The organism is Clostridium sp. AF27-5AA (assembly GCF_003478415.1).
Classification (GTDB): domain Bacteria; phylum Bacillota; class Clostridia; order Lachnospirales; family Lachnospiraceae; genus Otoolea; species Otoolea fessa.
This window is the reverse complement of the sequence record NZ_QUFH01000001.1, coordinates 119,728-133,262: the sequence shown is the minus strand read 5'-3', so window position 1 is coordinate 133,262 and position 13,535 is coordinate 119,728. Positions and strand designations below refer to the sequence as shown.

General features: G+C 50.3%; 12 protein-coding genes. 1 reads left to right on the top strand and 11 read right to left on the bottom strand.

The genetic code is table 11. From position 1 onward, the window contains the following. Positions 1-6: 6 nt before the first annotated feature. Together gmk and DWY89_RS00650 are read right to left on the bottom strand one after the other, a co-directional pair. Complete coding sequence (gene gmk, locus DWY89_RS00655) at positions 7-627, bottom strand: guanylate kinase (protein WP_022360271.1); 621 nt, start codon at positions 625-627, stop codon at positions 7-9. Positions 628-735: 108 nt separating this feature from the next. Beyond that, complete coding sequence (locus DWY89_RS00650) at positions 736-1,614, bottom strand: YicC/YloC family endoribonuclease (RefSeq protein WP_118468641.1); 879 nt, start codon at positions 1,612-1,614, stop codon at positions 736-738. Between the two features lie 144 nt (positions 1,615-1,758). On the opposite strand from DWY89_RS00650, the gene DWY89_RS00645 reads away from it, so the two are divergent. Next, a complete protein-coding gene (locus DWY89_RS00645) occupies positions 1,759-3,501 on the top strand; it encodes an NFACT RNA binding domain-containing protein (protein WP_118293189.1) in 1,743 nt (580 codons plus the stop codon). A gap of 109 nt (positions 3,502-3,610) precedes the next feature. On the opposite strand, the gene serS is transcribed toward DWY89_RS00645, so the two are convergent. The 9 genes from serS to rlmN all read right to left on the bottom strand — a co-directional run bounded on the left by serS (position 3,611) and on the right by rlmN (position 13,501). Beyond that, on the bottom strand, positions 3,611-4,888 hold the full coding sequence (serS, locus tag DWY89_RS00640) for a serine--tRNA ligase (protein ID WP_022360274.1): 1,278 nt from the start codon (positions 4,886-4,888) through the stop codon (positions 3,611-3,613). Positions 4,889-5,168: 280 nt separating this feature from the next. Next, positions 5,169-6,005 carry a pyridoxamine kinase gene (locus DWY89_RS00635; RefSeq protein ID WP_118472671.1) on the bottom strand — a complete coding sequence of 279 codons (837 nt, stop codon included), beginning with the start codon at positions 6,003-6,005 and terminating at the stop codon, positions 5,169-5,171. 461 nt (positions 6,006-6,466) lie between these two features. Continuing rightward, positions 6,467-7,069 (bottom strand): ECF transporter S component, encoded by a 603-nt coding sequence (locus DWY89_RS00630; RefSeq protein WP_022360276.1) that lies wholly within the window; start codon positions 7,067-7,069, stop codon positions 6,467-6,469. A 117-nt stretch (positions 7,070-7,186) separates the two neighbouring features. Next, the gene (locus tag DWY89_RS00625) at positions 7,187-7,837 is read right to left on the bottom strand and encodes a thiamine diphosphokinase (protein ID WP_107000407.1); all 651 of its coding nucleotides are present in this window, start codon (positions 7,835-7,837) and stop codon (positions 7,187-7,189) included. A gap of 5 nt (positions 7,838-7,842) precedes the next feature. Beyond that, positions 7,843-8,508 (bottom strand): ribulose-phosphate 3-epimerase, encoded by a 666-nt coding sequence (gene rpe, locus DWY89_RS00620; RefSeq protein ID WP_118523374.1) that lies wholly within the window; start codon positions 8,506-8,508, stop codon positions 7,843-7,845. Positions 8,509-8,531: 23 nt separating this feature from the next. Beyond that, entirely contained in the window at positions 8,532-9,425 is an 894-nt protein-coding gene (gene rsgA / locus DWY89_RS00615; RefSeq protein WP_118293191.1) for a ribosome small subunit-dependent GTPase A, read from the bottom strand. 25 nt (positions 9,426-9,450) lie between these two features. Then, positions 9,451-11,697, bottom strand: coding sequence for a Stk1 family PASTA domain-containing Ser/Thr kinase (gene pknB / locus DWY89_RS00610; protein WP_118523375.1), 2,247 nt, complete (start codon positions 11,695-11,697; stop codon positions 9,451-9,453). Then, a complete protein-coding gene (locus tag DWY89_RS00605; RefSeq protein WP_118523376.1) occupies positions 11,694-12,440 on the bottom strand; it encodes a Stp1/IreP family PP2C-type Ser/Thr phosphatase in 747 nt (248 codons plus the stop codon). The genes pknB and DWY89_RS00605 overlap by 4 nt, the downstream gene beginning before the upstream one ends. After that, on the bottom strand, positions 12,437-13,501 hold the full coding sequence (rlmN, locus tag DWY89_RS00600) for a 23S rRNA (adenine(2503)-C(2))-methyltransferase RlmN (RefSeq protein WP_022358690.1): 1,065 nt from the start codon (positions 13,499-13,501) through the stop codon (positions 12,437-12,439). The genes DWY89_RS00605 and rlmN overlap by 4 nt, the downstream gene beginning before the upstream one ends. Positions 13,502-13,535 lie beyond the last annotated feature (34 nt).

Sequence of the window (13,535 nt, the reverse complement as noted above, 5' to 3'; positions counted from 1 at the left end):
CTCCTTTCAGAATTGCTTCATCTCTTCTTTTATTTTTTCAATCAAAGTCTTGTGATTTTCTGTTCTGGCATGCATCGCCTGAATCAGTGCGTGCATTTCTTCTACACAGCGGTCTACCTCATCATTCACCAGAATGAAATCGTAGTCATCCATCTGCTTGGACTCCTCCGCTGCTCTCGAAAGCCGTGCGGCAATCTTCTCAGGTGTCTCGGTTCCACGACCTGCCAGCCGGTTTCTAAGCTCCCCGGCACTCGGCGGCGTGACAAAAATGAGAACTGCCTCCGGGAATTTCTTCTTGATTTTCAGGGCACCCTGAATCTCAATCTCCAAAAGGACATCCTTGCCCGCTTTCAGGTTGGAAAACACATACTCCTTCGGTGTGCCGTAATAGTTTCCGACATACTGGGCGTATTCGACCAGCTCATCGTGTTCGATCATCTGTTCGAACTCTTCCCGGGTCTTAAAGAAATACTCTCTTCCATCAACCTCGCCCTCGCGCGGTGCGCGGGTGGTCGCGGAGATGGAAAGGGCATAATTGTCATACCGCTCCAGCAATGCACGCATCAATGTTCCCTTGCCTGCCCCTGAAAATCCGGATATAACTGCCAGTACTCCCTGATTATCCATATATTTCGCCTGCTTTCTAAATTCTATCTATTATTACAATATTTCATATTCTCCGTATTTTCACCGCCAACGGCAGCCTTCCGTGAATACCTCTTCCAGCATGATCGGCTATTCAATATTCTGAATCTGCTCTCTGACTTTCTCGATCTCTGTCTTGAGTGCAATCGCACAATCGGAAACCTCCAGATCGTTTGCCTTGGAAAGAATCGTATTCGCCTCGCGGTTCATCTCCTGTGCAATGAAATCCAGCTTACGTCCGACGCTTCCGCCCGCCGTCAGCTCCTTGCGGGTCGCCTCAATGTGGCTTCTCAGGCGGACCGTCTCCTCATCGGTGCAGATCTTATCTGCAAAAATCACAACCTCTGCCGCAATCCGGCCTTCATCGACGCTGCTTCCTTCCAGAAGCTCTTTCACCTTATCTTCCAGTTTCGCCCGGTATTCTTCCACGATCTTCGGGGAACGTTCTTCAATCTGATCGACCAGCGTTACCATATAGTCCAGCTTGCCAAGCAGATCCTGTTTCAGATTCTCACCCTCGCGTGTGCGTGTCTCGACAAATTTCTCTGCCGCCTCGCCGATCGCCTTTTCGAGAATCTGCCACATATGCTCCTCGTCCTCCGGCGCCTGCTCCATCGTAAAGACCTCCGGACACCGTGCAAGACGCATCACCGTTGCGTCATTCGGAATTCCAAGCTCGTCCGCCATCTGACGGAAATAATCCATATACTCGCCGGCCAGGGAACGATTGTACTTTAAGGACATCTTCTCATCCGTATAATCTTCATAGGAAATAAAGACATCTACCTTTCCCCGCTGAATGTATTTCTTGAGCTGCGCGCGAATCGCCGCCTCAAAGTAATTAAATTTCTTCGGCATCTTAATGCTGAGATCCAGGTAACGGTGGTTTACCGCCTTCATCTCCACAGAAATCTTATATTCATCCGTTGCCATCTCGCATCGGCCAAATCCAGTCATACTTTTAAGCATAGTGACGCCTCTCTCTTTCATCCATAGATAATGGTATTATAATGCAAATCGCCGCAAGCGTCAACCGAATTTAAAAGTGATTGTTTTTCGTGTCTTCTTTCATTATAATAGTAGATACTACACAAATAAAGGAGCACCAAAACCATGGCATTTGACGGAATTGTAATCGCAAACCTGGTTAAGGAGTTTAGTGACGCGCTTACCGGCGGCAAGATCGCAAAGATCACGCAGACCGAGCGCGATGAACTTCTTTTTACCATAAAGAACTTCCGGGAGACGAAACGACTTCTTCTCTCGGTCAACGCAAGTCTTCCGCTGGCATATCTGACGGATACCAACAAGCAGGGACCGATGACTGCCCCGAATTTCTGCATGCTGCTTCGCAAGCACATCGGAAGCGGACGCATCGTGTCGGTCAGCCAGCCGGGTCTGGAACGCTGTATTCATTTTGAGATCGAACATCTGGACGAGATGGGTGACCTCTGCCGCAAGCTGCTTATCGTCGAACTGATGGGGAAATACAGCAATATCATTTTCTGCAGCCCTGACGGCACGATCCTCGACAGTATCAAACATATCTCCGTGCAGGTCAGCTCCGTGCGCGAGGTTCTGCCGGGACGGCAATATTTCCTCCCGCAGACGGTCGCAAAGCAGGATCCGCTGACTGCATCTGCCGATGATTTCGCCGCCATTCTGGCACAGTCACCGGCACCGGCAGGAAAAGCCATTTACACGAATTTCACCGGTATCAGCCCGGTCATGGCAGAAGAATTCTGCTATGAGGCATCGATTGATGCCGACCGCCCCGCATCGGAACTGAATGAGCTGGAGCGCACGCACCTCGGTCACACGCTGGAACTGGCAATGGAATCCATCAAAAATGGACAGTTCTCGCCCTGCATCGTATACCGTGAAGATGAGCCAATGGAATTTGCCGCTCTCCCATTGACCTCGTTCCCGCCGGAATATCAGGTCGAACACTTTGATTCGATCAGTAAAGTGCTGGAGACCTACTATGCGTCCAAGAACGTCATCACACGAATCCGCCAGAAATCCTCGGATCTGCGCCGGATCGTCCAGACTGCCCTGGAGCGCAATTATAAAAAATACGATTTGCAGCAGAAACAGTTAAAGGACACCGAAAAACGGGATAAATACAAGCTCTACGGCGAGCTGTTAAACACCTACGGTTATGAGCTGACCGGCGGCGAAAAAGAACTTGTCTGCACGAACTACTACACAGGAAAAGAGGTCAAGATCCCGCTTGACCCGCAGCTGACCGCCCGCGAAAATTCGCAGAAGTATTTTGACAAATATGGAAAACTCAAACGTACTTTCGAGGCTCAGAGCCAGCTCATTGAGGAGACGAAGCAGGAGATCGAGCACCTCGAATCCATCAGTACCTCCCTCGATATTGCCTTAAAGGAGGAAGATCTGACCCAGATCAAGCAGGAGCTGACGGAATATGGCTTCATCAAAAAGCACGGTCCGGCTGGAAAGAAAGTAAAAATCACAAGCCGCCCATTCCACTACCTTTCCTCCGACGGATTCCATATCTACGTCGGCAAAAACAACTACCAGAATGAGGAGCTGACCTTCAAGATCGCGACTGGAAATGACTGGTGGTTCCACGCAAAAGGAATTCCGGGTTCCCATGTCATTGTGAAATCCGAAGGAAAAGAGCTTCCGGACCGCACCTTCGAGGAAGCCGCCGGGCTGGCTGCCTACTATTCCAAGGGACGGGAAAATGAAAAAGTTGAGATCGATTATGTACAGAAAAAGCAGGTCAAAAAAGTAGCGGGCGCTGCTCCGGGATTTGTGATTTATCATACGAATTATTCGATGATGGCGACGCCGTCGAATCAGCTGGAAGAACTGCCATCATAATGCTGCCTGAAAAAAGACAATGTCTATATTTCTGCAATTCACAATGAGTCCAGTAAAAAACGCCACAGGCACACAACCCATGGCGTTTTTTTACTGGACTCAAATGAACTTAGCGAATCTCGCTCTTACCACCCATATACGGACGCAGAACCTCCGGAATGCGGACAGAACCGTCTGCCTGCAGGTTGTTCTCTAAGAATGCGATCAGCATACGCGGCGGAGCTACTACAGTGTTGTTCAAGGTGTGTGCAAAGTATTTGCCGTCTTTGCCGTTGACACGGATCTTCAGACGTCTTGCCTGTGCATCACCTAAGTTGGAGCAGCTTCCAACCTCGAAATATTTCTTCTGACGCGGGGACCATGCCTCTACATCAACGGATTTTACTTTCAGATCAGCCAGGTCTCCGGAGCAGCACTCCAGAGTACGAACCGGAATATCCATGGAACGGAACAGGTCCACGGTGTTCTTCCACAGTTTGTCATACCACATCTTGCTGTCTTCCGGTTTGCAGACTACGATCATTTCCTGTTTCTCAAACTGGTGGATGCGGTATACGCCTCTCTCCTCGATGCCGTGAGCGCCCTTCTCTTTACGGAAACACGGAGAATAGCTGGTCAGTGTCTTCGGAAGCTCTTCCTCCGGAACTACGGTATCAATGAATTTACCGATCATAGAGTGCTCGCTGGTACCGATCAGGTAAAGATCCTCGCCCTCGATCTTGTACATCATCGCATCCATCTCATCGAAACTCATAACGCCGGTTACAACATTGCTGCGGATCATGAACGGCGGGATACAGTAGGTAAATCCACGGTCAATCATGAAATCTCTTGCATATGCGATAACAGCAGAATGAAGTCTTGCGATATCGCCCATCAGGTAATAGAAACCATTTCCAGCTACCTTTCTGGCACTGTCCAGATCGATGCCGTTAAATTTCTCCATAATCTCGGTGTGGTACGGGATCTCGAAATCCGGTACAACCGGCTCGCCGAAGCGCTCGATCTCTACGTTCTCGCTGTCGTCTTTACCGATCGGAACACTCGGATCAATGATGTTCGGGATGGTCATCATAATCTTTAAGATGCGCTCGCCAAGATCCTTCTCCTGCTCTTCCAGCTCAGACAGGCGGGCAGACTGCTCTGCTACCTGTTTCTTCAGCTCTTCTGCTTCCTCTTTCTTTCCCTGACCCATCAGAGCGCCGATCTGTTTTGCAATCTTGTTCTTGTTTGCACGCAGATCATCTGCTTCCTTCTTCGCTGCACGGTTCTTGGCATCCAGCTCAATTACCTCATCTACCAGCGGAATTTTCTTGTCCTGGAACTTATTTTTAATATTCTGCTTTACAATGTCAGGATTTTCTCTGACGAATTTAAGATCTAACATATCTTCCTCCTACTGTTATGCAATTAACTGCACGAAAACTAGTTATAATTATACTACAACTTTGTACGAATGAAAAGCCCTGTTTCAAGAGTTCCTCTGTTCGTTACTGTTCACGCATACGTGAACAGTAGCGGAATTTGCCGTGGCTTCGCATTTAAATACGGCAAATTCCTGCTGCCACCACGTTTTCTTACGGCACTTTCGGTTCCAAAAGTGCCTACCCGTGAACTGTAACCTCTGTTCTTCTTTATACAAAACAGGATAGACTGCCCCATTATATTTAACTCAACTTCGTCAAATAGGACAGACACGCCTCCAGGCACAGTCCGTCCTGCTCCGGGGCACCAAGTTCTTCTGTCTTTTCCACACATTTTTTTGTAAAAGCTGCCGCCCGTCTGACGGCTTCCTCCATCGGCACACCTCGCACCATGCTGGCACCGATGACTGCTGCAAAGACATCCCCGGTTCCGTGGTAATTGCCCGCCACAAATTTAGTTGCATGAAAGACCGGCTCCTTGCCGCGCTCATGGATCACGTTGAGGATCTGTTTGCCCTTGACCACGCCCGTCAAAATGACTGACCGCGCGCCCAAAAGGTGAAGCTTCCAGGTCAGATCTGAGAGCTTGCGCTTACTCCATCCATTTTCCTGATACAGCGTGTCCGTCAGGGCACAGGCTTCCGTCAGATTTGGCGTGACAACGTCCGCATACTGCATCAGCTCCCGCATCGCCTCGATCAGATCCTCGTCACAGACGCTGTAGAGATGTCCGTGGTCGCCCATCGTCGGATCTACCAAAACCTGCGTATTTTCCCGTTTGAAATCCCGGATAAAATCTGCCACGATCGACGCCTGTCTGGCAGAACCTAAGAATCCAGTCATGATTCCGTCCATCTCAAATCCCATCTTCCGCCACGGCTCCAGGTATGCCTCCATCCGATCGGTATAATCATCCATATAGCATTCCGGATATCCCGCGTGATTGGACAGCACCGCCGTCACCACCGGACAGCACTGTACCTTGAGGGCGCTGATAACCGGCATCGCCGCCGTCAGCGAACAGCGCCCGTAGCCTGACAGGTCATTTAAAACCGCTATTTTCTTCTGAATTCCTTCCATGTATAATTTTTCCTCATTTTCTTAATTTTAAGATACCAGGGTCAAAAGGTCAGAAGTTCGACGCAAGCTTGCTTGCAGGAGAATTTTTGACCTTGGAACCCGCCAAAAACATGAGTAAGTAGCCATTTTTCAAAGAAAAATGAGCGAATTACGAATGTTTTCGAAGATTGCGGGAGCATATAGTGCGGAGCAATCTGGTATCAGAGGGGTCAAAACGTCTTTTGACCCCAACATCATTTTAAGCAACTTTATAATCTAACATATTCTCGCGGCAGATACGACTGCCTGCAGCATGATTCTGGTTTCTACAAGCGTGTATCTATACATTTGTGTTTCATAAGCCGCACACTCCAATGACGCAACAAGGAGACTGCGCCCGGACAGATGTTTTTCCCATTCTGCCCAACCACAGTCTCCTGTATGTATTTCATTTTAATTCTTCTCGACTGAGATAAATTGCCTTATGCTCTCGCTTCTACAGACAATGCATCCAGAAAACCTGCCTTGCGGAGTGCCGGACGAACTGCCATATATATAACAACAGACGCAATCGTAGATGTCACCGCATTGATCGAAGTCGCTGCGATATTCCATGCAAGTGTGAGCTCTGCCGCCGGTTTACCAATGATCCAGAGTTTATAATAATATCCGATCAGCGGATCTGCAATGACGTTGAATAAAAGACCTGCCACCGCTGCTGCAATCGTAAAACCAAGGATGTGGTTCTTATCGGTGCTCCGGTCAATCTTGCCCAGACGATGTGCTACGAATCCGGCGATCAGTCCGATGCAGAGTTTGCAGATAAATGTCTTCGGTGCATATACAATATAAACCGGATCGAGAAGGTCACCTATCGTCATGCCGATAGCACCTCCCAAACCGCCGTAAAAGCCGCCGACTAAGAGTGCCCCGATGACACAGACTGCATTTCCCAGATGAATGGAAGTTGCATCGCCGCCCGGAAGTGTGATCTTCACCTGTCCGTATGTAAATACGACATAGGAGAGAGCTGCCAGCAGACCGACCATCGCGATCTTGTAAGCCTGATTTGATTTGTTTGCCATGATGTTTCATCCTCCCTTGTTATTGGACTCATCATAGCACAATCTTGTCCCCTGAAAAACATACAGTTTTTATCATTTTAAGCAGGTCAGTTATAACTTGCCACTTTTTTATCCTGATTAATCATGTGCCTCCACGCACAAAAGGACACCTCTCTCCAGCTCCAGAATGCCCTCTTCCCGTTTGAGTTCATTGCTGATGCAGAGACTCGTCCCCAGCCCGATCGTCCGCCGCTGGAGCGGGTATTTAAATCCCCGCAGCGTCAGTCCCTCGACAGTCTCGGTCATCGGCAGGAACGAAATGTATTTTCCATACACCTCTTCCCGGTGAAATACCTTATGCCCGCCCAGAAGATACAGGCGGTTGCGGGCATCATAAATATTCACTTCCATTCCCTGGCAGAAAAACTGATACATCAGCTGGATATTGCCGATGGCGTGATCCATACGGCCGCCCAGCGCCCCCAGGATATCAACTGCCTCACAGCCCTGGCGCGCCGCCGTCAAAAGCGCCAGCTCCGTATCCGTCTCATCCTTCTCCGGTTTATGGATCTCAAATTCGATGTCCGGCTGGTTCTGATATTCTTCCAGAACCTTTTTATCCACCGTGTCCAGATCGCCGACCACCGCATTCGGAGAAATATGCAGCGGGCGCAGAACCTCCAGCCCCGCATCTGCCGCAATTACATAGTCATACGAGCGCTGTGAGAGAAAATCTTTCGCAAACGCAATATCAATCGTTCCGCCTGTCACAATCAAACAACGCTTCATCTTCATCATCCCTGTTCAAATTCCTGAAAAATATTTAAAAATGTTTTTACATTCCCAGCCGGGTTTCCCTTAAATACGGCGCTTCCCGCCACGATCACATCGGCTCCTGCCTCCAATACCGTCCGCACATTGTCCGGCGTGATTCCTCCGTCCACCTCAATGCGGGTGGAAAGTCCCCTCTCGCTGCACATTGCGCGCAGCTTCTTGATTTTTTCTACCGTATATGGAATAAATTTCTGACCGCCAAATCCCGGGTTGACCGTCATCAGAAGAACCATGTCCACCTCCGGCAAAATAACATCCAGTGTCTCGACCGGGGTCGCCGGATTTAACGCTACACCTGTTTGCAGCCCTGCCTCACGGATCTGCGCGATCGTGCAGTCCAGATGAAGACAGGCTTCCTGATGCACACAGATCAGATCCGCCCCCGCTTTTTTGATATCCTCTACATAACGTCCCGGTTCTTCCACCATCATGTGTACGTCAAACACACGATCCGTCACCGGGCGCAGGCTCTTAATTACCGGCATTCCAAAGGAGATACTCGGCACAAACGCGCCATCCATCACATCCAGATGGATGTACTGCGCGCCTGCCTTGTCCACCTCAGCGACCTGCTCTCCCAGCTTCGTAAAATCTGCCCCCAGAATCGAAGGTGATAATATAATCATGGTTCTTTCCTCCCAATTTCTTGTCAACGGCTGCTTCTGCCGTATTTCTTTTTCTCTTTTAATTCCTGATACATCAAACGGTAATTGTTATACCGGCTCTGCCCGATCTTATGCTCCTGCACCGCCGTCTTGACGCCGCATTCGCGCTCGCCAATGTGGACACAGCCCAAGAAACGGCATTCATCCTCATATGGCTCAAATTCCGGGAAAAAGTCCTTGAGCGCCTCCGGCTCCAGATCCTCGATATAGAGAGAACTGAATCCCGGCGTATCCATCATATAGGTGCTCTCTTCCACGAAAAACAGTTCTGAATGGCGCGTCGTATGTTTGCCCCGGCGGATCTTCTCACTGATACCGCCAGTCTCCATCTGTGCCTCCGGCTGGATAAAGTTTGTGATCGACGATTTTCCGACACCCGAAGGTCCTGCTAAGACCGTTGTTTTCCCAATGATCAACCGATGAAACTCCTCCAGCCCTGATTTTTCGTAGGTGCTGATAAAATGCACCGGATAGCCCGCCGGTTCATAGATCGCACGCAGCTTCTCCTGCTCGGCTGCATCGACCAGATCGATCTTGTTGAAACAGATGCTGACCGGAACTTCCTGCCGTTCCATCATTACGAGGAAGCGGTCGAGAAGGTTTAAATTTGGCATCGGATCGGTGATGGCAAAAACCACCACCGCCTGATCAACATTTGAAACCGCCGGGCGGATCAGACGGTTTTTACGAGGAAGGATCTCGTCGAGATTGCCTGTCGCCTTCTCCTCATCGAGAACACTGATCTCCACGTCATCGCCTACCAGCGGCTTGATGCCGCGATTTCGGAAAATCCCCTTTGCCCGGCATTCATATACCTTTCCAATACCGTCGTGTACATAATAGAAACCGCCGATCCCTTTAATTATCTTTCCCTGCATACCTGTACCTTACAACTACCTCTTATTAATTATCTGAAACTTCCACAAATTCAAGCTGATACGTTTTTAGAACCCTATCGTTCGTCAGATCGAGGATCTGCAGCTCGCCTGTCTGCACACCGTCCGCTCCCTCGATATTATAATGAATCGGAAGTGTGATATTCCCGCCGATCTCCCTCGGTTCCATGACCGTCTTAGTCACAGTATTGCCGGCAATCGTCTGCTTCATCACAATACTGACGCGGATATGCGTATCTCCGGAACTTGGTCCAAACAGTTCACTCATCTGAAATTCATCGTTGATCGCCGCCACATAGCGGGTTCCTTTTCCCAGACTGACTGTATAGCCAATGGCACTTCCCTCCGGTGTATCTGTTTTCTCCAGGACATCCTGACTGATGATCTTGCCCTTTGCCACTTCTGAACTCTTCGCTTCCTTGCGCTCGCCAAGCCCTAATCCGACCGCTTCCAGAACAACTTTTGCATTTTCCTCTGAAAGCCCTGTAATCCTCGGCATCGGTACCGTCGGTACGTTCGGACCTGTGCTGACATACAGCGTCACCGTGCCGCCCGGATCCACGCTGGACGGACTGTATCGGATCACTATACCGGAGGCAACCGTATCGCTGCTCTCTTTCTGCACTACTACGGTCAGTTTATTTTCTTCTGCCAGAAGCGTCTCCGCATCCTCGCCGGACATCTCTTCCAGTCCAAGTTTCGTCAAATCTATTGCCTCATTGCCTTCTCCGATCGTGACGATAACTTCCGTCTGTTTCGAGACAACCGTGCCGCTGGCAATACTCTGACCGATGACCTTCCCTTTTTCAGAGGTTTCCGACTTTGCATATTCATAACGGATTTTCAACGACTGCTTTTCCAATGCTGTCTTCGCCCCATCCTCCGTCATGCCGTCCAGTGACGGAACCCTGCACTCCGTTGATTCCAGACTCTCGCTCTCAGACGCCTCCGAAGAAGCTTCAACGGTCGTCTTCGGATGCTTCTGACTACCAGATCCCAGATTAAAGATGCCTGTCAACTTCGCAGCAATGACAATCACAACCACCACAATCAATACGGCTGCACCGATTCCAATCATCGTAAGCAGGCGCTCCATCTGCGGATTGACATCCTCGCTGTCTTCTTCTATACGGCGTCCCTTCCGTCTACGGTCCGGGCGCCTTGAGGTTTCTTCCTCATAGACATCCGTCTCTTCTTCCTGCCAACCTTCTATCTCTTTCTCCGGCTGTTCCGGCTCTTTCCAGACTACCTCACCACGTTCATTTTCTGTCGGAACCGGTCCGGTCTTTTCACTCACTGCCGGATGTTCCATCGTTTGTTCCAGATTTCGATTTCTCTGTGCATCCATCTGGCGGTTCAGTTCCTCGGCCCCGCGCACGACTGTCGGGGAATTTTCATCAAATTCCGGTTCTTTTTTCAGAAAATCATCGTTTGGATCCACCAGCGCATGGCGCAGATCCGCGATCAGCTCATACGCATTCTGGTAACGGCGTTCCGGCTTTTTCTGGGTACATTTTAAAATAATGCGGTCCAGGCTTGCCGACACCTCCGGGTTGATGCGGCTCGGCGGCTGCACCGGTTCTTCCAGATGTGCCAGTGCCACTGAAACCGGGGTATCCCCGTCAAACGGAAGTTTTCCTGTTAGCATCTCATACATCGTGATTCCCAGTGAATACAGATCGCTTCGTCCGTCACTATAATTTCCTTTTGCCTGCTCCGGCGAGATATAATGCACGGAACCGACCGCATTGACCCCAATCGTCTGGGACGATACAGCTCTGGCAATACCGAAATCCGCCACCTTCACCTTGCCGTCACGCGAGATAATCATATTCTGCGGTTTGATGTCCCGGTGCACAATATGCTGGTCATGTGCCGCTGCCAGCCCCTGCGCTACCTGGATGGCAATTCCAATCGTTTCTTTGACGCCCAGATGACCTTTCTTGAGAATGTAGCTTTTCAGCGTGATTCCCTCGATGAGTTCCATGACGATATAATGAAGACTGCCCTCATCCACAACGTCATAAACACTCACAATATTTGGATGGGAAAGCCCTGCCGCCGCCTGCGCCTCCATCTTGAATTTGCTGACGAAATTCGCATCCTGGCTGTACTCATCCTTTAAAACCTTGATCGCCACCAGACGGTTCAGAGTGTGGCATTTTGCCTGATACACCTCTGACATGCCGCCCGTGCCAATCAGTGAGAGGATCTCATAGCGATCCTGCAGATAAGTTCCCGGTTTCAGCATCATGATTCTCTCACCTCCTTGATCTGCGGGTCAATCAATATGATCGCGATATTATCTTTCCCGCCGTTCTGGTTTGCGAGCGCCGTGAGCGCCCTTGCCTTGGTGTCCAGGGTTCCCGGCAGAAGCACCATCCGGTAAATTGCTGAATTATCCACCATATTGGTTAACCCGTCCGAACACAGCAGTACGTAATCGCCCGGGTTCAGTGAAACCTCAAAGAAATCCGGCTCCACATGCCCACCGATCCCGACTGCGCGGGTAATGATATTTTTCTTCGTCTCATATTCCCGGCTGCCGCGGCTCATCTGTCCCAGCGAGACCATCGCCTCCACGTAGGAATGATCCCGGGTAATCTGATGAATGCCGGAGCGCTCAATCCGGTAGAGACGGCTGTCCCCCACGTTTGCCACATAGAGTGTATTTCCCTGAATTGAAGCCGCTACCAGCGTTGTTCCCATGCCGGCAAGCTCCTCGCGCTCACAGGAAAGGATATAAAGTTCCTGATTGACTGCCTCGATCCCCTTTCGAAGCGCCGCGACCGGCTCATTCTCACCACTCTCTTTGATATATTCCGGCATATGCTCGATCAGATAGCGCGAAGCAAAATCTCCCGCCTGATGACCGCCCATTCCGTCCGCCACGACAAACAGGTTGGAAAGTTCTCCCACCGGCTCCGTGCTGGCAAACTGAGCATCCTGATTGACCTTACGCGTTTTTCCGATATCCGTCAGTGCGTATGCTTTCATTTGACTGCCGCACCTTCTTTCTCCTGCTCTTTATCCATATAGCTCTTCCGGAGCTGTCCGCAGGCACCGTCTATGTCGCGCCCCATCTCGCGCCGGATTGTCACATTGATTCCCTTGGATTCCAGACATCCCTTAAATGCTTCGATCGCTTTCCGTCCCGACTGTACATAAGAGCGCTCCTTGATCGGATTGACCGGAATCAGATTCACATGCCCGTGCTGATCCTGAATCAGCGCCGCCAGCTCGCGCGCCTCGTCCAGATTGTCGTTGACTCCCTGCACCAGACTGTACTCAAACGTCATGCGGCGTCCCGTTTTTTCAAAATAGTAATGACAGGCCGCCAATACATCCTTTAACGCATATGTACGCGCGATCGGCATCAAGCTCTTCCGCACCTCGTCATTCGGCGCATGCAGAGAAAGTGCCAGCGTGATGGTCAGTCCCTGATCTGCCAGCTCCCGGATCTTCGGAACCAGCCCACAGGTGGAAACCGTCACATTCCGCTGACTGATATGCAGTCCGCCTTCCTCCGTCAAAAGATGGATAAAGCGGATCAGGTTATCGTAATTGTCCAGCGGTTCACCCGATCCCATCACAACCACGTTGGAAACGCGTTCGCCTGTATCGCGCTGAATCTGATAAATCTGGTCCAGCATCTCCGACGGGCGCAGGTTCCGTTCCAGGCCGTCCAGGGTCGAAGCACAGAAACGGCAGCCCATCCGACACCCCACCTGCGAGGAAATACAAACGGAATTTCCATGCTTATAACGCATCAGGACACTCTCGATGACATTGCCGTCCGCGAGGCGGAACAGGTACTTGCGGGTTCCATCGATCTGCGAAATCTGCACCCGTACCTTTTCCAGTGATACATACTCGCACGCGTCCTGCAGCTTCTGCCGGAGTACCTTGGAAAGGTTTGTCATATCGTCAAAGGAAGATGCCAGTTTTTCATGCATCCACTGATAGATCTGGGCGGTCCGGAATGGTTTTTCGCCCAGACTCACCAAAAAGGCACGCAGTTCCTCCTGCGTCATTGATTTTATATCCTGCTTTTCCATATCGGACTGCCTCCCTCTCTCCTATATGCACTCT